Below are 20,007 nucleotides of genomic sequence, written 5' to 3' on the forward strand. Positions count from 1 at the left end.
TATAGAAAGAGGGTTTCTTGAGGGCGACCTTGGGGCTCCGATGTCGGCTAACGCCCCATAGGCGATCTTGAGCCCCTCTCCTTTAGGGAGAGGGAGGGACCCGCCGCGAAGCGGTGGGAGGGTGAGGGGTTACGAGGTTTGACGGCGTGCCGGCACTCCGTCGAGCGCTGTAACCCCTCCCCCCAGCCCTCTCCCATGGGAGAGGGAGCATGTCCGCTCCCCACCCATAGCGGACATTTGGAGCGCTCACTTTTCAGCCGACGACGGGGATTGGCGCATCCTTATCCTCGGCGCTCAAGATATCGACTTTAGAAAAATCAATTGCTTGTCGATTTTTCACGCCCCTGAATCCCCCGCGTTCGCCGCCGCCCCATACTAACCCCACCTGACGGCTTGGAAGGGACGTCCGGCCGGCGATCGTGACGGCTGTCAGGGGTGGTCGAGCGGGTCGTGCTCGTCAGTGCGGGGGAAACTCCGCAACCGCGTCCTTCCCCGAGGTAGTCGACCCTGGAACACAGAAACGACGTCGGGCGCGGGCTGGCAGCACTACAGGCGCGGGCTGAAATCGCCCGCGCGGTCCGGACAAGGCTTAGCCGGCCTCTCCGCCCGTCGAAGGCGCGTTCGGGAGCGGGATAACACCCCGCCGCCCCGGAGGCTTTCGGATAACGGCTGCGCGGAGCGCTCTGGCTTCGTCGAAACGGTAACCTCTACCCAACCCTCCGGGCGTCGCCCGGGCGCTCCGCTTCCCTTCCCTGCCTTCAGCGGCCAGCCGCGTGAAGTCGAACGGGCGTGTGCGCCGCGCATGAGGATCGCGACCCTTGACGCCCCTCCTCCCGCGCCGCACAACACGGCCAAACCAAACATGCGTTTGAGGGAGACTTGGGCATGGCGGACATCCGCTTCGACGGCAAGGTGGCGATCGTGACGGGCGCCGGCGGCGGCCTTGGCCGGCAGCACGCCCTGGAGCTGGCGCGGCGCGGCGCCAAGGTCGTGGTCAACGACCTGGGCGGCAGCGTCGACGGCTCGGGCGGCTCGTCCGACGCGGCCCTGAAGGTGGTGGCCGAGATCGAGGCCTTCGGCGGCGAAGCCATCGCCCACGGCGCCTCGGTGACGGATGACGCGGGCGTCGCCAACATGGTCCAGACGGCCATGGACAAGTGGGGCCGCATCGACATCCTGGTCGCCAACGCCGGCATCCTGCGGGACAAGACCCTGACCAAGATGGATCTGGCCGACTTCGAGCTGGTCATGCAGGTGCACGTGTTCGGCACCTTCAAGCCGATCAAGGCGGTCTGGGACATCATGAAGGCCCAGAACTACGGCCGCATCGTCGTGACAACCTCGTCGTCGGGCATGTACGGCAACTTCGGCCAGAGCAACTACGGCGCGGCCAAGATGGCGGTGCTGGGCCTGATGAACACCCTCAAGCTCGAGGGCGCCAAGAACGACATCAAGATCAACGCCATCAGCCCGGTCGCGGCCACCCGCATGACCGAGGGCCTGATGCCGCCGGAAGTGCTGGCCAAGCTGGCCCCGGAATATGTCACGCCGGGCGTGGTCTACCTGTGCTCGGAAGAAGCGCCCACCGGCGCGATCCTGACCGCCGGCGCCGGGGCCTTCGCCCTGTCGCGCATCTACGAGACCGAGGGCGTCTATCTGGGCGAGGACGGCCTGTCGGCCGAAGAGGTTCGCGACAGCTGGGACAAGATCACCGCCGAGGACGGCCAGAAGGCCTACTTCAACGGCGGAGAACAAGGCCAGAAGTTCTTCCGCAAGATGGCCGGCGGCTGAATTGGCACAAGCTTTGCCGATTTCTCGGCAAGTCGCGGCCTGATTTTGACGTAACGACGATTGATGCGGGGCCTCTACGGCCCCGTATCTTTAACAGAACTGACAAAATTCATGTTCTCGACAATTTATAGCAACGGTATTTGAACAGATACGTTAAACGCGGCGCTCCTCGAGCGCCCAACAGGTGTTCGGCGAGCCTCTTCCTCCCCAAGAAGGTCGCACGTCACAATGTCTCTCTCGCGTACCAGCCTCGCCGCCGGCGTCGCTCTGCTGGCGCTTGCCGCCGCTTCCCAGGCCTCCGCTTCGGCCTTCTATCTGCAGGAACAATCGGTGCGCGGCACCGGCCGCGCCTATTCCGGTGAAGTCGCCGACAAGGGCGTCGGCAGCCTGTGGTGGAACCCCGCCTCGATCGCCGGCATCGAGCGCAACGAAGGCTATATCGGCCTGAACATGATCCAGGTGGACTCCAAGGTCACCAACACCGGTTCGACCATCACCCGCCCGGTGCCGCCGGCGGGCCTGACCACCGCGGTGGGCGGCGACGCAACCGCCTATGACCCGATCAATGACGGCGTCGTGCCGAACGCGGGCGTCGCGTTCCGCATCAACGACAAGCTGGCCTTCGGTGTCTCGGTCGCCGCGCCCTACAACTTCACCACCGAATACAACACCAACAGCTGGACGCGTTACGACGCCCTGAAGTCGCAGCTGCGCACGGTCAATGTCGACGGCGTCATCGCCTATCGCGTCAACGACATGATCGACCTGGGCGTGGGCGTCACCGCGCTTTATGCCGACGCCAAGCTGACCAACGCCCTGCCGAACATCTCGCCGCTGCAGGCCGATGGCAGCCAGTCGCTGAAGGGCGACGGCTGGGCCTATGGCTACACGGTCGGCGCTCAGATCCACCCGAGCAAGGCCCTGACCATCGGCGCCAGCTATCGCTCGAAGATCGACCAGAAGCTGGACGGCACCGTGACCGTCGGCGGCCTGCTGGCCCCGATCCCGGCCGCCAACAACTTCTCGGTCGACGGCCAGGCCAAGATCAGCCTGCCCTGGATCGCCAATGTCGGCGCCCGCCTGGCGGTGAACGATCAGTGGACCCTGAACGCCTCGGTCAGCCGCGTGGGCTGGAAAGAGTTCGACGCCATCCGCGTCAGCTTCCCGGGCGGCGCCTCGACCAGCGCTCAGAACTACAAGAACGTCACCACCTACGCCGCCGGCGTGGACTATCAGGCCTCGCCGCGCCTGACCCTGCGGGCCGGCGTCCAGTACGACCCGACCCCGACGCCGGACGTCGGCCGCACCGCCCGCGTGCCGGACGGCGACCGCATGATGTACGCCGCCGGCGCCACCTGGGCCGCGACGGACAACATCAAGCTCGACGCCGCGATCAGTTACATCAGCTTTGATGACAGCAAGATCAACCGCACCGACGTGACCGCGACCAGCTCGACCGTCCGCCTGAACGGCGACGTGACCGGCTCGGCCGTCGTCCTGGCGACCGGCGCCCGCTTCAGCTTCTAAGGCAGACGCACCGCTGAAAAGAGAAGCCCGCCCGGAGCGATCCGGGCGGGCTTTTTCTTGATCAGAGGCTGATGCTCTTCCACAGCGTTTCCGCCGCCGCGACGAAGACCTCCGCCGCCTGGCCCTTGGGCTCGGAGATCACGGCCGGGACGCCCTGGTCGCCGCCGATGCGCACGGCGATCTCGATCGGCACGCGGCCCAAGAGCGGCACGCCCAGGCGCTCGGCCTCGGCCACGCCGCCGCCTTCGCCGAAGATCGGGATCGGGGCGCCGGTCGACGGATCGGGGAAGAAGGCCATGTTCTCGATCAGGCCCAGAATCGGCGTGGCGGTCTTCTGGAACATCGAGGCCGCCCGGCGGGCGTCGATCAGGGCGATCTCCTGCGGCGTGCTGACCAAGACCACGCCGTCGATCCGCAGCTTCTGGACCAGGGTCAGCTGAACGTCGCCGGTGCCCGGCGGCAGGTCGACGACCAGCACGTCCAGCGGCTGGGCCTCCGAGCCCCAGGCCACGTCGTGGATCATCTGGCGGACGGCCGACGAGGCCATCGGGCCGCGCCAGATCATCGCCTTGCCCTCGTCGACGATGAAGCCGATCGACATCAGCCTGACGCCGTGGGCCTCCAGCGGCTGCAGCTTCTCGTTCTCGAACAGCGGATCGCCGTCGACGCCCATCATCTTGGGGGCCGAGGGGCCATAGATGTCGGCGTCCAGCAGGCCCACGCGCAGACCCATCTTCGCGAAGGCCACCGCCAGATTGGTCGAGACCGTGGACTTGCCCACCCCGCCCTTGCCCGAGGCCACGGCGATGACGTGGCGGACGTGGGCGGGCTTTTCGGCTTCCGGCGGCGGGACCACGCGCGCCTGCGGATCCTCGCTGATCTTTGCGCCCTTTCGCACCCGGGTCGCGCCCTCGACGGCCTGGGCGGTCAGGACGACCTGGGCCTGCTCGACGCCCGGCAGGGCGGCCAAAACCCTCTCGGCAGCCTCGCGGACGGGAGCGTAGGACGCGGCCTGGCTGGCCGGGACCTCCAGCATGAAACCGGCGCGGCCATTGCGGACCACCAGGCCCTGCACCAGGCCGGCGGCGACCAGCCCCTGCCCGCTCGCCGGGTCGGCGATGCGGTCCAGCGCCACGCGGGCGTCGTCGAGGGTAGCGGTCACGGGCGAGGCCTCCGGTTGAGAGCGCCTCATATCCGCGTGACCGCGCGGCTTTACAAGTCCGTGGAGGCGCTTAGCGCTCCACGACCTTGCGCTGCATCGGCGCCAGCTTGGCCAGCAGCTTGCCCTGGACGGCGAAGGGCACGCCCTCCTTGTCCATCGCCCACTGCAGGTTCTCGACCAGCGCGTTGAAGTCCCGGTTGGTGACGCCCATGTCCTTGTGGACAGCGGCCATGTCGCGGCCGGTGTAGACGCAGCCGCCGCCCAGCACGTAGCAGAACTGCTCGGCCAGGGTCCGCTTCAGGCGCGGGACGTCGGTGGTCGCGAAGATGTCCTTGATGCGCGGGTCGGCGATGCTGCGATCGACCAGGTCGCCGGCGATGCGGGTCAGGCCCTCCTTGCCGTGGAAGGCCTGGAAGGTCGCCGGATCCGTCAGCGGCGCGGCGCCGGCGTTGGCGGGCGACGGCGTATACGGATCCACCGGCTTTTCCCCCGGCGGCGTGGTGTCCTGGGCGAAGGCCGGGCCGGCCAGGGTCAAGGCGGCGATTGCCGCGAGAACGAAGGTCTTTCTCATCGCGCTCCCCTTAGAAGCCGGCTTGCAGCGACAGGTACAGACCGCGCTGGTTCTTGAAGGTGGCGATGTCGCCGAGGTCGACATAGGCCGCCGTGACCGAAAGGTGCTTGTTGACGGCATAGGCCGCGAACAAGTCCATCCAGTCGTCCTCCTTGGCGAAGGCCAAATTGCTGGGCTTGGTGCGATACTCGGCCCCAACCACTAGGCGCTTGCTCAGCAGGTAGCCGGCCGAGCCCTCGAACTGGGGCTTGTAGCCGCCATTGACGCCGCCGAAGCCCAGCAGGCCCGTCTGGTTGGCCTTGGTCATCCGCACCGCGCCGTTCAGCACCAGAGACTGGCTCAGCAAGAGCTTGGTGGCGGCGACATAGACGTCGAGGCCCTTATCGTCCTTGGCGCCGACCGCGCGGACGATGGCGTCCTGGCTATTGTCCTTGTACTGCGCCCCGACGCTGACCTGCGGCACCCAGCTGTCCTGAGTGTAGACCGCGTCGCCCAAGACGCGGACCTTGGCGCCCAGCACCGTCTGCTTGAAGGTGAAGCCCTTGCCGAGCCCCAGCTTGGCGCCGCTCGCGCCGGTGTCGAATTCCTGGCGCGTGGCCGACAGCTCAAGGCGGTCATGCCAACCGACCGCGCCGCCGAAGGCGCGCAGCTTGTAGTCCTTGACGTCAACATAGGTCCCATGGACCTCGCCGCCGACGCCGCGATTGGTCTCGGCGCCCGCGATCACGGCCCAGGTCGACAGCCCGCCGCCCGCGCCCCCTTCCAGGGCGCTGACCCCGTGGGTGAGCAGCAGCTTGCCGCCGGTTTCGATCTCGCTCGCCGTGGCCGTCGACGCCAGACAGCAAGCCAGCGCGGCGCCGAGCCCTCCAAATCGCTTCATAGTTCCTCCAGACCGGAGACGGCTGACGCCTCGGCGCGCGGAACCTGACGGGCAAAGCTTTTACGGAGCGTTTCGAAGTAGTTCCAAAACCCAAATCTGGTTGGGCGCCGAACGCCGCGCCCCAACCGGGGCGTTAACGCGCATTTCATCCCGAAAAGGATAGGAAAAGTCTGATGAGATACGTCGCTCTACTTCTGATGGTCGCGCTCTGGGCCGGGCCGTCTCTGGCGGGTGATTTCACCGTCACCGTGCGCGGCGCCGACGGCAAGCCCGTGCCCGACGCCGTGGTCATGGTCTATCCCAACGGTCAGCCGACCAAGGGACCGATCAAGTTCGCCTGGCCCTATCGCGTGGCGCAGCAGAACATCCAGTTCAATCCGTTCGTGCTGGTGGTCCCGGTCGGCGCGGACGTGGCGTTCCCGAACCTCGATAAGGTCCGCCACCACGTCTATTCCTTCTCCGCGGGCAACAAGTTCGAGATCAAGCTGTACGGCCACGAAGAGAACCGCACCGCCAAGATGAATACGGCCGGCGTCGCGGCCATCGGCTGCAACATCCACGACCAGATGGTCGGCTTCATCCGCGTGGTCGACACGCAATACGCCGGCAAGACCGACGCCACCGGCGCGGTGACCATCCAGGACGTTCCAGCCGGCGCCGTCGTCGCCAAGGTCTGGCACCCCTATCTGCGCGCCCTCAAAAACGAGACCGCCCTGCAGACCAAGAACGTTGGCGCGGGCCCCGCCCGCGAACAGGTCACGATCGATCTCCGCGCCCCGGCAGGGCGCTAGGCCGCCCCGATGTTCCAGCGCCTGCAGACCAAGCTGACCGTCCTCTACGCCGGGCTCTTCGCCCTGGCGCTGAGCGTCGTGGCGATCGCGGTCTATGTGGCGATCACCAGCAACGCCCAGCGAACCGTTCGCCAAGAAATGGCGGGGTCGGGCGCCGTGTTCGACCGCGTCTGGGCGCTGCGCACCCAGCGCCTGCACGATGGCGCGGAGCTGCTGTCGCGCGACTTCGGCTTTCGCGCCGCCGTCGCCACCCATGACCGCCCGACCGTCGAATCGGCCATCGCCAACCTGCGCCAGCGTCTGGGCCTGGACCTGGCCTTTACCGTCGGCGTCGACGGCGAGGTGGTCGGCCTGGATCCAGCCCGCTTGAACCTCGAGACTCTATGGAGCGCGCTGGACGCCGAGGACGGCGCTCAGGGCGTCTTCACCATCGACGACAAGCCTTACCAACTGATCTCGGCCCCCATCCTCTCGCCGACCCTGACGGGCTGGATCGTCTTCGCCGCCCGGCTGGACGAGCCGGAGATGCAGGCCCTGGAGAAGCTGTCGGCCATCCGCCTGGACGCTCAGGTCTTCGATCAGCGCGGAGGCCACTGGGTCTCGGCGGACCAGGGGTCTGTCGACAAGCCACTGGCCGCCTTCGTCGGCCGGGCCATGCACGACAAGCTGCTGGAGCCTGTCCTTCTGCGCGGCGGCGCTGACAGTCTGGTGCTGGTCAAACCGATCAAGGCCCTGGACCGGGCCAGCGGCGCGGCCCTGGTGCTGCGCTATCCGATGGCCCAGGCCATGGCCCCCTACCGTCCGCTGATGGCCGCCGTGATCATCGTCGGCCTGCTGGGCGCGACCCTGGTCGCCGCCGCGAGCTGGGCCCTGTCGCGCGGTCTGGCCAAGCCGATCACCGCCCTGGACATCGCCGCCCGCCGCCTGCAGCGCGGCGAGGACGTCACCGTCGAGGTCACGACCCGCGATGAGATCGGCCGCCTGGCCGAGAGCTTCAACCTGATGGCCGCCGAGATCCGCGAGCGCGAGGCGGAGATGATCCGCCAGGCGTTGCATGACGGCGAGACTGGCCTGCCCAACCGCCGCGCCCTGGAACGCGCCATCGAGAAGCGCCTGGCCGCCGCCGGTCCCGGCGAGCAGGTGATCATCGCCGCCATCGGCTTCGACCGCTTTACGCAAGTCCGTGCCGCCATCGGTTATGAACTGGCTACCGAACTGGTCGCCAAGTTGGGCCAGCGGATCTTCGAGATCGCGCCCGGTGTGCTGGTGGCCCGCCTGACCACCTCGATCATCTGCGTCGTGGCGGACAGCAACAACCTCGACGACGTCCTGAAGATCGTGGAAGAGGCCCTGCCCGCGCTGGAGGCCCCGATCGAGCTCGGCGGCGAACCGGTCGACGTGCACATTACCCAGGGCCTGGCCGCCACGACGCTCGGTGAGCTGGACGCCTCCCGCCTGATCGAACGCTCCCTGATCGCCCTGGACCAGGCGCGCGCCGCGCACCGCAAGTTCATGGCCTTCGACGGCGCCGCCTATGGCGACCCTTCGGCCAATCTCTCGCTGATGAGCGAGATGCTGGAGGCGGTCCGCAAGGGCGAGCTCTACCTGAACCATCAGCCGAAGCTGGACCTGCGCACCGGCGCGATCACCGGCGTCGAGGCCTTGGCGCGTTGGAATCACCCGACCCGCGGCTTTATCCGTCCCGACCTGTTCGTCGGCATGGCCGAGGAGACCGGCCACATCCGCGCTCTCACCGACTACGTCCTGGCCCAGGCCATCGAGGACCAGGCCCGCCTGCGCGCCGCCGGCCACGACGTGCTGATGTCGGTCAATATCTCCGGCCGCCTGATCGACGACCACGCCTTCGCCCGGCACGCCATCGACCAAGTCGCCGCCGCCGGCGCGCGCCTCTGCTTCGAGATCACCGAGACCGCCGTGATCGGCAATCCGGACGTCGCGCTATCCGTGCTGGATCGCCTCGCCGAAGCCGGCATTCCCGTGTCGATCGACGACTACGGCTCGGGCCTGTCGTCCCTGGCCTATCTGAAGCAGATCCGCGCCGACGAACTGAAGATCGACAAGGCTTTCGTCACCAGCCTGGAGGCCGGCGGCAAGGACGCCCTGCTGGTCAAGTCCACCATCGACCTGGCGCACAGCCTCGGCATGAAGGTCACCGCGGAGGGCGTCGAGACCCGCGAAGGCCTGGCCGCCCTGCAACTGATGGGTTGCGACCTGGCGCAGGGCTACCACGTCGCCAAGCCGATGGGCCTGGACACGCTGATCGCGTTCCTCGGCGAATGGTCGATCGAGCTGCCGGCGCGGGACGAGACGCGCAAGACGGCCTAGGCGCTAGGCCGCGACTTCTTCCACGGACGCCTTCAGCAGGTCCAGCACATGGTGCAGGCTGTCGGCGATGTGCACGCACTTGTCGTGCATCTCCTCGTTCGGATCGAGGATGTCTGGGACCATGATCGTCATCATGCCGGCCGCGTGGGCGGCGCGGACACCCGGATGGCTGTCTTCCAGCGCCAGGCAGTGGGCCGGATCGACGCCGAGGCGCTGCGCGGCCAGCAGATAGGGATCCGGGTTCGGCTTGTGCTTGGTAACGTCCTGGTGGGCGACCACCGCGTTGAAGCGTTGCAGCAGATCGAAGCGCCCCAGATACTTTTCGACCGCGACCATGCCGTTCGAGGTGGCGATGCCGCGCGGCAGACCCAGGTCGTCGAGATAATCGAGGATCTCGATGACGCCGGCCTTCAACTTGGTTTCGGCCGCCAGCAGATCCTCGACGTCAGCCCAGACGCGCTCGAAATAGGCCTGGACAGGAAACGCCTCGCCGTAGAGTTCGCGCAGCATGACGCCGCACTCCGGCGTCGTCTTGCCCACCATCGCCGCGTAGGTCTCGCCGGTGAAGTGGACACCGAACACGGCGCCCGCCTCGATCATGGCGGCGCGGTAGACGATCTCGGTGTCCAGCAGCAGACCGTCCATGTCGAATACGACGGCCTCCACGCGGCGGGGAAAGCTCACGGATGGAACTCCTCGGTCCTGTAGCCCTGGAAGTAGAGCAAGGTGGTCAGGTCCGTATGGTCGACCTTGGCGTCGGCCTGGGCCGCGACGATCGGCTTTGCGCGATAGGCCACGCCCAGGCCGGCGGCCTCGATCATCGCCAGGTCGTTGGCGCCGTCGCCCACGGCCAGGGCGTCGGCCGGGGTCACGCCCAGATCCGCCGTCTCCTCGTTGAGGGCGGCCAGCTTGGCTTCCTTGCCCAGGATCGGGTCGCCGACCTGGCCCGTCAGGGCGCCGTCACGCTCGATCAGGGTGTTGGCCCGGTTCAGGTGGAAGCCCGCGGCCCGCGCCACTCGGCTGGTGAAGAAGGTGAAGCCGCCCGAGACCAGGGCGCAGCGCGCGCCGTGCTTGGCCATGGTGCGGACCAGGATTTCCGCGCCCGGGTTCAGCCGGACCCGCTGGTCGTAGCAGCTCTGCAGCGCCTCGACGCCCAGGCCCTTCAGCATGCCGACCCGTTCGCGCAGGGCGCCCTCGAAGGCCAGTTCGCCGCGCATGGCGCGCTCGGTGATCTCGGAGACCTGTTCCTTGACGCCGGCGAAGTCTGCCAGTTCGTCCAGGCATTCGACGTTGATGATCGTCGAGTCCATGTCGGCGATCAGCAGGCGCTTCCTGCGGTTCTCGGCCGGCTGGATCGCGTAGTCGATCGGCAGTTCAGCCAGGTCGGACTTGAGCGCGGTCACGTCGCCGCTTTCGACGAAGAAGTCGGCGGCCAGCGGCCCCAAGTCCTCGCGACGGCTGGACAGCCTGGCTTCGACGCGCGACACGGCTAGTGCGTATGCGTCGGGGTCGGCCCCCACGACGGTGAGGACGGTCGGAATGGTGGAGAGTTCGGACATCGCGCCCCGCATCTGGCTGATCGCGGGGCCGACCGCAAGCGGCAAGTCGGCCCATGCGCTGCAATTGGCCGAGTGGACGGGCGCGGAAATCGTCAACGCCGACTCGATGCAGATCTATGCGGGCCTTCGCGTCCTGACCGCCGGCCCATCTCCCGAGGAGCGCGCCAAGGCGCCGCATCACCTGTTCGAAACAGCCGACGCCGCTGTCGGCTGGTCGGTTGGCCGCTGGCTGGAGGCGGCCACCAAGGCGATCGCCGAGATCGAGGCGCGCGGCAATCCGGTCATCGTGGTCGGCGGCACCGGCCTCTATTTCCGCGCCCTGACCCACGGCCTGGCCGACGTGCCGCCGGTGTCGGAGACCCAGCGCGAGATCTCCGGCCTGCTCTACGCCGCCCGGGGCGAGGAGGCGTTTCGCGAGATCCTCAAACCCCTGGACCCCGAGGCCGAGGCCCGCATCGAGGTCGGCGACCGCCAGCGCCTGGTCCGCGCCCACGCCGTGGCCATCGCCACCGGAAAGTCCCTGACCTCGTGGCAGACCGACACCAAGCCGGCGCTCAAGCCGGGCGCTTGGGAAGGCCGCGTCCTCGATCCGCCCCGCGCCGAGCTTTATGCCCGCTGCGACGCGCGCCTCTCGGCCATGGTCGAGCAAGGCGCCCTGGACGAGGTGCGGGCCATGGAAGCCCGAGGCCTGGACCCGTCCCTCCCCGCCCTCAAGGCCGTTGGCTATCGCGAGTTCGCCGCCCACCTGCGAGGCGAAACCACCTTGGAACAGGCCCTCGACGCCGCCCGCCAGGAAACCCGCCGCTACGCCAAGCGCCAGCTGACCTGGTTCCGCAACCAGACGCCGGACTGGGAGCGCATCAGCGTTCCTTGACGGTGGCCCCCGTTCCCACCAGTTGCGGCTTGACCGCCAGCCTGTAGTCCTCGTCGAACAACTGGTCCTTGGTGCGATCAAGGGCGGCGATCGCGCGGCCCTCAGCCGCCTCGACCGGCTTGGCGGACACTTCGCAAGCCGCGCCGGCGGGCAGATCGACCTGCCCGCGCTCGCTGGCCATCAGCGGCTTGGTCATCGCCTCGGTGCAGCCCAGCAGGCCGGTGATCGAATAAAAGCAGATGTCCCGCTGCAGATAGGCCTCGACCGTCCAGGCGCAGGGAATGGCCGACACGGTCATGCCCTCGGGCGTCGCCACCGTCGCGCCGGGCTTGGCCACGGTGCGCAGGAAGATCTGCTGATGCACCACCACCGCTTCGGTCCGCCCCGCCTTGGCCAGCAATAGCTGCCGCGCCTTCTGGGACACCGGCGCCAGCCGTTGCAGCTGAGGCGGCTGGGGATCGGCGGGCGCGGTCGCGGCGGGCGGGGTGGCGGCTTGCAGAAACACGAAAGGCCTCCAGGTTGAGCTTGGCCATGCAGAGCATGTTCGCTCAATCTTGGCGAGAGCCGTTGTTCGCGCGTGTTTCCAGGCTCGCCGGTTGCCCCTATGGAGAAGCATCAGCACGAAGGAAGCCGGATGTCCGATCTCAACGCCCTCGCCGAACGCGTCGCCGCGCTTCTGACCGCCCGGGGCGAGACGATCGCCATCGCCGAGTCCTCGGCCGGCGGCCTGATCTCGGCGGCGCTGCTGGCCGTGCCGGGGGCCTCGAAATTCTATGTCGGCGGGGCCGTCGTCTATACGGCCCGCGCCCGTCTGACCCTGATGGACATCCCGCAGAAGGCCATGGACGGCCTGCGTTCGGCCAGTGAGCCCTATGCGGTGATGCTGGCCCGCGTGGCCCGCAAGAACCTGAAGGCGACCTGGGCCCTGTCGGAAACCGGCGCCGCGGGTCCTGACGGAAACCGCTACGGCGACGCGCCCGGCCACTGCTGCTTCGCCGTGGTCGGCGAGGAGACCTCGGTCAGCGCCACGCTCGAGACCGGCAGCGACCAGCGCGCCGCCAACATGCAGGCTTTCGCGGCCTTCGCGCTGGAGCAGCTGGCCCGGACGTTGGAGGGCTAGACGGCCTGCATCAGGGCGAATGCGAGATCGTCCATCACCTTCTGCGACAGGCCGGTGTTATTGAGAAGAACGACCGTCGTCTGATCGTCGAACCGGTGCCCTAGAACCGAGCGATAGCCACCGGTGCGCCCCGTCTCCCAGGCGTAGACGCGCGGCATGCCATCGGCGAACCGGACCTTCACGCGGCCGCCCAGAGCGTAGTCCTGGTCCGAACGGATGATGGTCAGCATCTCGCGCTTGCGATCCCGCGTCAGGACGTTCCCGTCGAACACCAGATGCGCGGCCCGCAACAGGTCGCCGGCCGTGCTGACATAGCCACCGCTGGCGGCCATGATCGGCAGACGATCTTCCATGTGCCGGGTCAGCGGCTCGATACTGCGATAGGCCGAGGCCATGCCCGGCGGGTCGCCCAGCACCGTCTGGGTGAGCCCCAGCGGCGCGGTGACGAGAGAGGCGATCGCGGTGGCGAACGGCTTGCCCGTCACCGCCTCGACGATGGCCACGATGATGATCCAGTTGGTCATCGAGTAGTCGAACTGCTTGCCCGGCTCGAAGGCGAAGTCGCCCTCACCCCAGCGCTTGACGGCTTCGGGCGCGGTTACGCCGGTCTTGACCAAGCTGGGCAGCAGGTTTGGGTCCGCCTTCAGCGCCGCGATGAAGCCGTTCGGCACGCCGCTGGTGTTGGACATCAGCCGCCGCAACGTGACCAGGGCCCCGGTGTCGGCGCGATAGTCCGGCAGCCAGCGGGTGATGGGCGCATCGAGATCCAGCTTGCCCGCCTCGACCAGATGAAGGATGCCGACCGTGGTGACCCACTTGGAGATCGAGGCAATCGCATAGGGCGTGGCCAAGGTCGCTGGGCGCTTGGTCTCGATGTCGGCGAACCCCACCGCGCGCGAGTAGATCGGCTTGCCGGCCTTGCCAATCAGCACCACGCCCTGGAACGGCTGGGTATTGCGGAAGGCGTCGACCGTCTTGTCCGCCGCGCCACCAGACAGCACGGCGGCGGACGCGTTTTCGACCAGCCCCAGAGCGGCCGCCCCGGCCAAGAATTCACGCCGTCCGAACACTCAAACGCTCCTTGATTTCAGGAGCGCGATCGTGCGGGGGAAAACCTGCCCCTGTCACGTGAAACTCCGGTAAGGTCACACCGCTCCACAAAGGCACAACCTTGCGGCAAAGAGCGCCTTGACGCTCCAACGGGCGCATGTCATGACCCATTCCGTAGCTTTGGAGCAAGACTCGTGCGCAAAAACATGACCGTACTTATGGAGCGGCCGTTCGCGGGGTGACCTAGAAGTCACGTCGTAGCTCGGTCGCGCGCGCAAAGGTCCTTCGGGACCTTTTTTCTTTTCCGCTTCCCTCCAGTTCAGTTTCCCGCCCCCTTCCCCACTCGGACCTGTCCCATGACCGCCCATCAAACCATCGAGAGCCAAGCTCCCGCCGACACCATCGATCGCGCCATGACCGGCGCGGAGATCGTGGTTCGCGGCCTCGTGGACCAGGGCGTCGAGGTTCTCTTCGGCTATCCGGGCGGCGCGGTCCTGCCGATCTATGACGCGCTGTTCCACGAGCCGCGCCTGCAGCACATCCTGGTCCGCCACGAACAGGGCGCGACCCACGCCGCCGAGGGCTATGCCCGCAGCTCGGGCAAGCCGGGCGTGGTCCTGGTCACCTCGGGCCCGGGCGCGACCAACGCCATCACCGGCATCATGGACGCCCTGATGGACTCGATCCCGATGGTCGTCATCACCGGCCAAGTGCCCACCCACCTGATCGGGACCGACGCCTTCCAGGAAGCCGACACGGTCGGCATGACCCGCTCGTGCACCAAGCACAACTACCTCGTCAAAGACGTCCGCGACCTGCCGCAGATCATCCATGAGGCCTTCAAGATCGCCACCACCGGCCGTCCGGGCCCGGTGCTGATCGACATCCCGAAGGACGTCCAGTTCGCCAAGGGCGAATATTTCGGCCCGACCGAGGTCAAATCCAGCCACGCCTACGCGCCGCGCACCAAGGCCGACGCCGGCCGCATCGCCGAGGCCGTGAAGCTGATCGCCGGCGCCCGTCGGCCGATCTTCTACACCGGCGGCGGCGTCATCAACGCCGGTCCGAAGGCCAGTGAAGCGCTGCGTGAATTCCAGGCCCTGACCGGCGCGCCGGTCACCTCGACCCTGATGGGCCTGGGCGCTTTCCCGGCCGCCGATGCGGCCTGGCTGGGCATGCTGGGCATGCACGGCACGTTCGAAGCCAACAACGCCATGCACGACTGCGACGTCATGATCTGCGTCGGCGCCCGCTTCGACGACCGGGTCACCGGGCGCCTGGACGCCTTCTCGCCGGGATCGAAGAAGGTCCACATCGATATCGATCCGTCGTCGATCAACAAGAACGTCCGGGTCGAGCTGCCGATCGTCGGCGACGCAGGCTCGGTGCTGGAAGACCTGATCGCCGCCTGGAAGGCCGCGAACCTGCATCCGAACAAGGCCGCCCTGACCGACTGGTGGGCCCAGATCGACCAATGGCGCGCCCGCGACTGCCTGAAATACCGGACCTCGGACTCGGTCATCAAGCCGCAGTACGCCATCCAGCGCCTGTATGAGCTGACCAAGGACAAGGACGTCTACATCACGACCGAGGTCGGCCAGCACCAGATGTGGGCCGCGCAGTTCTTCCGCTTCGAGGAGCCGAACCGCTGGATGACCTCCGGCGGCCTGGGCACCATGGGCTACGGCCTGCCCGCCGCCCTGGGCGTGCAGCTGGCCCACCCGAACAGCCTGGTCGTCGACATCGCTGGCGAGGCCTCGATCCAGATGTGCATCCAGGAGCTGTCAACCGCGATCCAGTTCGACCTGCCGGTCAAGATCTTCATCCTCAACAACGAGTGGATGGGCATGGTCCGCCAATGGCAGCAGTTGCTGCATGGCGAGCGCTACAGCCACTCCTATTCGGACAGCCTGCCCGACTTCGTGAAGCTAGCCGAGGCCTATGGGGCCCACGGCATCCGCTGCTCGGACCCGGCCGAGCTGGACGGCAAGATCCTGGAGATGATCAACAGCGACAAGGCGGTGATCTTCGACTGCCGCGTCGAGAAGCACGAGAACTGCCTGCCGATGATCCCCTCGGGCAAGGCCCACAACGAGATGATCATGGGCGAGGTCGAGGATATCGGAAACGTCATCGGCGAGGCCGGCGCGGGGCTGGTTTAAGGTACGGGACGGGTTAGAAACGACACATGACCAGCAACATCCAACCTGCCCCCGCCTCGGCTTACGACCTTAGCCCCACGGGCGAGCCGGAGCAGTCGGCGACCTTCGCCCTGCTCGTCGACAACGAGCCTGGCGTGCTGCACCGCGTGGTCGGACTGTTCGCCGCGCGCGGCTATAACATCGAGAGCCTCACGGTCGCCGAGACCGATCGCAAGGCCCACACCAGCCGCATCACCGTGGTGACCCGCGGCACGCGCCAGGTGCTGGACCAGATCGAGGCCCAGCTGAACAAAGTGGTCAACGTCCGCCGCGTGCACGACGTGACCCGCGACCCCAACGGCGTCGAGCGCGAACTGGCCCTGGTCAAGGTGCGCGGCTCGGGTCCCGATCGCGTCGAGGCCTTGCGCATCGCCGAGATCTTCCGCGCCAAGCCGGTCGACACCACGCTGGAAAGCTTCGTGTTCGAGATTTCGGGCGCGCCGTCCAAGATCGACAAGTTCCTGGACCTGATGCGCCCCCTGGGCCTGGTGGAACTTTCCCGCACCGGCGTCCTTTCCATCGAACGGGGCGTCGAAGGCATGTAGCGCGGAGGACGGCGGATGAGCCTGACCGGACTGATCGCGGGCTTCGCCCTCGCCGTCCAGCAGGGGTCGCCGCCCACGCCCTATGCCGACCCGGCCGCCTGGTGGTCGCCCGAAATTCCCCGACCGCCGCCCGAGGCCGAGCCGCTCTACAACCGTCGGCTCGGCAAGACCGAACAGCCCATTCCGATCGACAACGGCGTCGATCCCCTGCTCTACCGCCTCTGGGGCCTACAGCCGCTGCAGAGCCAGATCGTCCGCGGGGGCGAGTTGATCCTGGAGGTGTGGGCCCGCCCCGCGCGTGGCGTGCGCCAGGCCGTGGTCCGGGTCACCCTGCGCCGCGACGGGCGGGCCTTCGTGCAGGCCCGCGCGGGCCTGGGCTGCTGCAGGCCCGAGATCGGCCGCCGGGTCGACATCAACGCAGAGCTCGCCGACATCCAGATCGCGCCGTTGAAGGCCTTGCCCGGCGATCCGGTCTGGAGCCAGCCGCGCTCGGTCACCGTCGACTATGGCGGCGGTGCGGTGTCGGCGCTGTGCGTGGACGGCGTCTCCTGGGACGTCACCCTGGTGGTCCCGGGCCAGGCGCGCCATCTGCGCCGCGCTTGCGACGACGCCGAGGTCGGCTCGATCGCCGCGATCTTGTCGGCCGCTATCGGCGCGGCGGCGGGGCGTGATCCGCGCTTCGACGCGGTCTTGCCGCGCGGCGCCGACTTCTCGGCCCAGCGGCGAGCCTATGACGACCTTTTAGCCTCGGGCGGCCGGCTAACGGCCGGCGAAAGCAACCGGCCGCAACCGCAGGCGGTTCCCCTGCCTTCGGAGGAACCGCCCGAAGCGACGCCAAACGGCGTCAGCCGACCTTGAGGATCTTGAAGCGGTAGAGCAGCGCGCCAAGGATCGCGCCGATCGCCGGCGCCACGAAGAACAGCCAAAGCTGGGCCAGCGCCTGACCGCCAACCAGGACGGCGGGGCCGAAGCTCCGGGCCGGATTGACCGAGACGCCGGTCACCTGGATGCCGACGATGTGGATCACCGCCAGGGCGATGCCGATGCCGAGGCCAGCGAAGCCCGGCGCGGCGTCGGCCCCGGTGGCGCCCAGGATGACGATCACGAACAGCGCGGTCATCACCACCTCGAACACGAAAGCCGCCTGCAGCGGATAGGCGCCCAGATAGCCGGGACCCCAGCCGTTCTGACCCAGGCCGTGGGCGGTCCCGCCAGCGATGCAGGCCAGGACGGCCGCGCCGGCCAGGGCGCCGGCGAACTGGGCGATCCAGTACAGCCCCATCTCCTTGGCGCTCATGCGGCCGGCGACGAACGCCGCCAGACTGACGGCCGGATTGACGTGGCAGCCCGAGACGGGACCGATCCCATAGGCCAGGGCGATAATGGCGAAACCAAAGGCCAGGGCGATGCCCAACTGGCCAACATGATCAGCGCCCAGAACAGCCGCGCCGCAGCCAAATAGAACCAGAGCGAAGGTGCCGATGAATTCGGCAACAATTTTTGACATTTCCAAGATATCCCCGATTTTGCTCCCGCAGGATCTGGAGCATGCGTCGGCTAACCATGGAGAATTTATCCGAGTATTGGAATACCCGTATCGGGGCTAGGCGCCAGCCATCGGCTCCGGCTGTTCGCGCAGACGCGCCACATCCCTTAGGGGGGGCGCGCCGAACAGGCGCGCATATTCGCGACTGAACTGCGAGGGACTATCGTAACCGACCGTATGGCCGGCGGTGGCGGCATCCAGACGCTGGACCAGAATCAGGCGGCGGGCTTCCTGCAGGCGGATCTGCTTCTGGTACTGCAGCGGCGACAGCGAGGTCACCGCCTTGAAGTGCTGGTGCAGGGCCGACGCGCTCATCCTGGCCTCGTCGGCCACGGCGTCGATGCTGAACGGCTGGTCGAAGTTGCGCTTGATCCAGCCAATGGCGCGGTTGACCTGGCGCAGGCGACCGTCGCGGCGCGCGATCTGGGCCAGCCGCGGCCCCTGCGGCCCGGTCAGCAGGCGATAGAGCATCTCCCGTTCGATCAGCGGAGCCAGGGTCGGCGCATCCTCCGGGCAGTCCATCAGGCTGACCATCCGGCAGGCGGCGTCGAACAGCTGCGGCGTCATCGATCCGACCGACATGCCTCCGACTAGAGGCGCGGCGGCGTCCAGCCGCGCGGCCAGGCCGCACTCCATGATCATCTCGCTGATCAAGTTAGCGTCCAGCACGACACGGAAGGACAGGTAAGGCTTCTCCGGCGAGGCCTCGATCACCTGACCGGCCACCGGCACGTCGATCGACGACAGGAAGAAGTTCAGGTCGTCGTATTCGTGGATGGCGTCGCCGACCAGCACGCGCTTGCGGCCCTGGGCCAGCACGCAGAACGAGGGGTCGTGCACGGCGTGCATGGGCTCGGTGGGCGCGTGCACGCGGTAAAGGTTTACCCTGGGGCAGCAGGTGTCGACCGGACCTTCGTCCGGCGCGAATCGTTCAATCAGGGCGGCCAGGGCCTCGCGCGTACTCATGGAATTCCCGTTGCCTGTACGAGACCATTTGTAAGCCTTGCATGATCCTCCGTCACGCGACGTCGTTCGGTTCTGGACTTTCGTGCAATCAAGTCGGAGCATCGATCTACCGACTGGACGGGCCCGTGCGCCATATTAGCCTCGTTCCGCTTCCCAACGCGGCAACCCCCGAAATTCAGGTGCGCCTTGCGACGCTACACGCCCAGACCCGGCGTGGCGGCTCCGCGCTGGTTCGTCGCCGCCCTGCTGGGCGGGACAGCCGCGCTGACCGCCATGACCGCCGCCCTTCCGACCGTTTCGGCCGCTCCGGCCTCCTCTTCACCATGGAGCATCGCCCGATGATGATGTCCGCCATCGTTCCCCATATCCCCGTCGCCGGCGTCTGGACCTCCCCCGACGGCCACATCTCGCTGGAACTGCGCGCCGATGGGCGGTTCATCGAGACCCGCGCCGACTTCGCCGACGTGTTCACCGGCGTCTACGTGCTGGTCGGCGAGCGACTGAAGCTGTTCGAGGATCGCGGCGCGGTCATCAGCGGCACGCTGGTGGATGGTCGCCTGAGCCTGGGAACCGTCTAAGCCTGGGGACAGCTTGCCGCCGCCCTTCCCTTGGCGGGTCGAACACCCTATATTGGAACTGTCCGACCTCGGTCGGACTATGGGGATAAACGCGCACGTAATAAGCGGACTGGACCCGGGTGCGATTCCCGGCGGCTCCACCAATCTCTCCCAAGTTATCATGGGACCGCATGGGGCCGATCAGCATCGACAGACGTGTAAAGGTGTATGCTTTCTCTCGGCTTGATCCACCGTTTCGGGTCATTTTTCTAAATGCGAACGATAACTTCGCTGAAGAGTTCGCCGTCGCCGCGTAATGCGGTGCAGGTGAATTCGCCTCTTAAGTCCTAGGGGTTCAGATCCCTAGGCGGGGCTCGGAGGGAGCCTGCCAACAGAATCCCTCCACTTCACCTGCATTTGCCAAGGCTCCCTCCTCTTCTTCGAGGAGGAATGGGGAGCCTGCCAACAGAATCCCTCCACTTCACCTGCATTCGCCAAGGCTCCCTCCTCTTCTTCGAGGA

21 protein-coding genes, 1 other RNA gene and 1 pseudogene are annotated in these 20,007 nt (G+C 67.3%); 13 read left to right on the top strand and 10 right to left on the bottom strand.

Going from position 1 to position 20,007, the window contains the following annotated elements; translation table 11 throughout:
• Positions 1-85 precede the first annotated feature (85 nt).
• A pseudogene (locus ACW175_RS16770) lies at positions 86-211 on the bottom strand (hypothetical protein); the annotation flags it as partial.
• A 674-nt stretch (positions 212-885) separates the two neighbouring features.
• On the opposite strand from ACW175_RS16770, the gene ACW175_RS16775 reads away from it, so the two are divergent.
• Both ACW175_RS16775 and ACW175_RS16780 read left to right on the top strand, forming a co-directional pair.
• Positions 886-1,791, top strand: a complete 906-nt coding sequence (locus ACW175_RS16775; protein ID WP_492101149.1) for an SDR family NAD(P)-dependent oxidoreductase — start codon at positions 886-888, stop codon at positions 1,789-1,791.
• A gap of 228 nt (positions 1,792-2,019) precedes the next feature.
• Positions 2,020-3,318 (top strand): outer membrane protein transport protein, encoded by a 1,299-nt coding sequence (locus ACW175_RS16780; RefSeq protein ID WP_492101150.1) that lies wholly within the window; start codon positions 2,020-2,022, stop codon positions 3,316-3,318.
• Positions 3,319-3,379: 61 nt separating this feature from the next.
• Here ACW175_RS16780 and ACW175_RS16785 read toward each other — a convergent pair whose 3' ends face one another.
• The 3 genes from ACW175_RS16785 to ACW175_RS16795 form a co-directional block, all read right to left on the bottom strand.
• A complete protein-coding gene (locus ACW175_RS16785) occupies positions 3,380-4,480 on the bottom strand; it encodes an Mrp/NBP35 family ATP-binding protein (RefSeq protein WP_492101151.1) in 1,101 nt (366 codons plus the stop codon).
• 70 nt (positions 4,481-4,550) lie between these two features.
• Complete coding sequence (locus ACW175_RS16790) at positions 4,551-5,051, bottom strand: group I truncated hemoglobin (protein WP_492101152.1); 501 nt, start codon at positions 5,049-5,051, stop codon at positions 4,551-4,553.
• A gap of 10 nt (positions 5,052-5,061) precedes the next feature.
• Positions 5,062-5,931, bottom strand: a complete 870-nt coding sequence (locus tag ACW175_RS16795; RefSeq protein ID WP_492101153.1) for a DUF3034 family protein — start codon at positions 5,929-5,931, stop codon at positions 5,062-5,064.
• A gap of 173 nt (positions 5,932-6,104) precedes the next feature.
• Here ACW175_RS16795 and ACW175_RS16800 point away from each other — a divergent pair, with 173 nt between their 5' ends.
• Both ACW175_RS16800 and ACW175_RS16805 read left to right on the top strand, forming a co-directional pair.
• Positions 6,105-6,722: a cupredoxin domain-containing protein gene (locus ACW175_RS16800; protein WP_492101154.1), complete on the top strand. Its 618-nt coding sequence runs from the start codon at positions 6,105-6,107 to the stop codon at positions 6,720-6,722.
• Positions 6,723-6,731: 9 nt separating this feature from the next.
• Positions 6,732-9,068, top strand: coding sequence for a putative bifunctional diguanylate cyclase/phosphodiesterase (locus ACW175_RS16805; RefSeq protein ID WP_492101155.1), 2,337 nt, complete (start codon positions 6,732-6,734; stop codon positions 9,066-9,068).
• A 3-nt stretch (positions 9,069-9,071) separates the two neighbouring features.
• On the opposite strand, the gene ACW175_RS16810 is transcribed toward ACW175_RS16805, so the two are convergent.
• Together ACW175_RS16810 and serB are read right to left on the bottom strand one after the other, a co-directional pair.
• A complete protein-coding gene (locus tag ACW175_RS16810) occupies positions 9,072-9,752 on the bottom strand; it encodes an HAD family hydrolase (RefSeq protein WP_492101156.1) in 681 nt (226 codons plus the stop codon).
• Positions 9,749-10,627, bottom strand: a complete 879-nt coding sequence (gene serB / locus ACW175_RS16815; RefSeq protein WP_492101157.1) for a phosphoserine phosphatase SerB — start codon at positions 10,625-10,627, stop codon at positions 9,749-9,751. The genes ACW175_RS16810 and serB overlap by 4 nt, the downstream gene beginning before the upstream one ends.
• Between serB and miaA the strand changes: the two genes are divergently transcribed.
• Complete coding sequence (miaA, locus tag ACW175_RS16820; protein WP_492101158.1) at positions 10,608-11,501, top strand: tRNA (adenosine(37)-N6)-dimethylallyltransferase MiaA; 894 nt, start codon at positions 10,608-10,610, stop codon at positions 11,499-11,501. The two genes, serB and miaA, sit on opposite strands and share 20 nt — an antisense overlap.
• On the opposite strand, the gene ACW175_RS16825 is transcribed toward miaA, so the two are convergent.
• Entirely contained in the window at positions 11,488-12,006 is a 519-nt protein-coding gene (locus ACW175_RS16825) for a hypothetical protein (RefSeq protein ID WP_492101159.1), read from the bottom strand. The genes miaA and ACW175_RS16825 overlap by 14 nt on opposite strands.
• Positions 12,007-12,135: 129 nt before the next feature.
• Here ACW175_RS16825 and ACW175_RS16830 point away from each other — a divergent pair, with 129 nt between their 5' ends.
• Positions 12,136-12,621: a CinA family protein gene (locus tag ACW175_RS16830; protein ID WP_492101160.1), complete on the top strand. Its 486-nt coding sequence runs from the start codon at positions 12,136-12,138 to the stop codon at positions 12,619-12,621.
• On the opposite strand, the gene ACW175_RS16835 is transcribed toward ACW175_RS16830, so the two are convergent.
• Complete coding sequence (locus ACW175_RS16835; protein WP_492101161.1) at positions 12,618-13,691, bottom strand: serine hydrolase domain-containing protein; 1,074 nt, start codon at positions 13,689-13,691, stop codon at positions 12,618-12,620. The genes ACW175_RS16830 and ACW175_RS16835 overlap by 4 nt on opposite strands.
• Before the next feature lie 174 nt (positions 13,692-13,865).
• On the opposite strand from ACW175_RS16835, the gene ACW175_RS16840 reads away from it, so the two are divergent.
• The 4 genes from ACW175_RS16840 to ACW175_RS16855 all read left to right on the top strand — a co-directional run bounded on the left by ACW175_RS16840 (position 13,866) and on the right by ACW175_RS16855 (position 17,275).
• Positions 13,866-13,913 (top strand): hypothetical protein, encoded by a 48-nt coding sequence (locus tag ACW175_RS16840; RefSeq protein WP_492104983.1) that lies wholly within the window; start codon positions 13,866-13,868, stop codon positions 13,911-13,913.
• A gap of 114 nt (positions 13,914-14,027) precedes the next feature.
• The gene (locus ACW175_RS16845; protein WP_492101162.1) at positions 14,028-15,833 is read left to right on the top strand and encodes an acetolactate synthase 3 large subunit; all 1,806 of its coding nucleotides are present in this window, start codon (positions 14,028-14,030) and stop codon (positions 15,831-15,833) included.
• Between the two features lie 26 nt (positions 15,834-15,859).
• On the top strand, positions 15,860-16,417 hold the full coding sequence (gene ilvN / locus ACW175_RS16850; RefSeq protein ID WP_492101163.1) for an acetolactate synthase small subunit: 558 nt from the start codon (positions 15,860-15,862) through the stop codon (positions 16,415-16,417).
• Positions 16,418-16,432: 15 nt separating this feature from the next.
• Complete coding sequence (locus ACW175_RS16855; RefSeq protein ID WP_492101164.1) at positions 16,433-17,275, top strand: hypothetical protein; 843 nt, start codon at positions 16,433-16,435, stop codon at positions 17,273-17,275.
• On the opposite strand, the gene ACW175_RS16860 is transcribed toward ACW175_RS16855, so the two are convergent.
• Both ACW175_RS16860 and ACW175_RS16865 read right to left on the bottom strand, forming a co-directional pair.
• Positions 17,262-17,924 (bottom strand): aquaporin, encoded by a 663-nt coding sequence (locus ACW175_RS16860; protein ID WP_099579883.1) that lies wholly within the window; start codon positions 17,922-17,924, stop codon positions 17,262-17,264. The genes ACW175_RS16855 and ACW175_RS16860 overlap by 14 nt on opposite strands.
• A gap of 96 nt (positions 17,925-18,020) precedes the next feature.
• Positions 18,021-18,929, bottom strand: a complete 909-nt coding sequence (locus ACW175_RS16865) for an AraC family transcriptional regulator (protein ID WP_492101165.1) — start codon at positions 18,927-18,929, stop codon at positions 18,021-18,023.
• A 186-nt stretch (positions 18,930-19,115) separates the two neighbouring features.
• On the opposite strand from ACW175_RS16865, the gene ACW175_RS16870 reads away from it, so the two are divergent.
• From ACW175_RS16870 to ssrA, 3 genes are all read left to right on the top strand, one after another.
• Positions 19,116-19,271, top strand: coding sequence for a hypothetical protein (locus ACW175_RS16870; RefSeq protein ID WP_492101166.1), 156 nt, complete (start codon positions 19,116-19,118; stop codon positions 19,269-19,271).
• Positions 19,268-19,507, top strand: a complete 240-nt coding sequence (locus ACW175_RS16875; RefSeq protein WP_492101167.1) for an Atu4866 domain-containing protein — start codon at positions 19,268-19,270, stop codon at positions 19,505-19,507. The genes ACW175_RS16870 and ACW175_RS16875 overlap by 4 nt, the downstream gene beginning before the upstream one ends.
• 21 nt (positions 19,508-19,528) lie before the next feature.
• Positions 19,529-19,893, top strand: a transfer-messenger RNA (tmRNA) gene (gene ssrA / locus ACW175_RS16880).
• Positions 19,894-20,007: the final 114 nt, after the last annotated feature.

Source organism: Caulobacter sp. FV1ye6ST (genome assembly GCF_058681225.1).

Coding starts and splice junctions, on each gene's coding strand:
- ACW175_RS16775 (WP_492101149.1), top strand. CDS start 886: ATGGCGGACATCCGCTTCGACGGCAAGGTGGCGATCGTGACGGGCGCC.
- ACW175_RS16780 (WP_492101150.1), top strand. CDS start 2,020: ATGTCTCTCTCGCGTACCAGCCTCGCCGCCGGCGTCGCTCTGCTGGCG.
- ACW175_RS16790 (WP_492101152.1), bottom strand. CDS start 5,051: ATGAGAAAGACCTTCGTTCTCGCGGCAATCGCCGCCTTGACCCTGGCC.
- ACW175_RS16795 (WP_492101153.1), bottom strand. CDS start 5,931: ATGAAGCGATTTGGAGGGCTCGGCGCCGCGCTGGCTTGCTGTCTGGCG.
- ACW175_RS16800 (WP_492101154.1), top strand. CDS start 6,105: ATGAGATACGTCGCTCTACTTCTGATGGTCGCGCTCTGGGCCGGGCCG.
- ACW175_RS16805 (WP_492101155.1), top strand. CDS start 6,732: ATGTTCCAGCGCCTGCAGACCAAGCTGACCGTCCTCTACGCCGGGCTC.
- miaA (WP_492101158.1), top strand. CDS start 10,608: ATGGTGGAGAGTTCGGACATCGCGCCCCGCATCTGGCTGATCGCGGGG.
- serB (WP_492101157.1), bottom strand. CDS start 10,627: ATGTCCGAACTCTCCACCATTCCGACCGTCCTCACCGTCGTGGGGGCC.
- ACW175_RS16830 (WP_492101160.1), top strand. CDS start 12,136: ATGTCCGATCTCAACGCCCTCGCCGAACGCGTCGCCGCGCTTCTGACC.
- ACW175_RS16845 (WP_492101162.1), top strand. CDS start 14,028: ATGACCGCCCATCAAACCATCGAGAGCCAAGCTCCCGCCGACACCATC.
- ilvN (WP_492101163.1), top strand. CDS start 15,860: ATGACCAGCAACATCCAACCTGCCCCCGCCTCGGCTTACGACCTTAGC.
- ACW175_RS16855 (WP_492101164.1), top strand. CDS start 16,433: ATGAGCCTGACCGGACTGATCGCGGGCTTCGCCCTCGCCGTCCAGCAG.
- ACW175_RS16860 (WP_099579883.1), bottom strand. CDS start 17,924: ATGTCAAAAATTGTTGCCGAATTCATCGGCACCTTCGCTCTGGTTCTA.
- ACW175_RS16865 (WP_492101165.1), bottom strand. CDS start 18,929: ATGAGTACGCGCGAGGCCCTGGCCGCCCTGATTGAACGATTCGCGCCG.
- ACW175_RS16875 (WP_492101167.1), top strand. CDS start 19,268: ATGATGATGTCCGCCATCGTTCCCCATATCCCCGTCGCCGGCGTCTGG.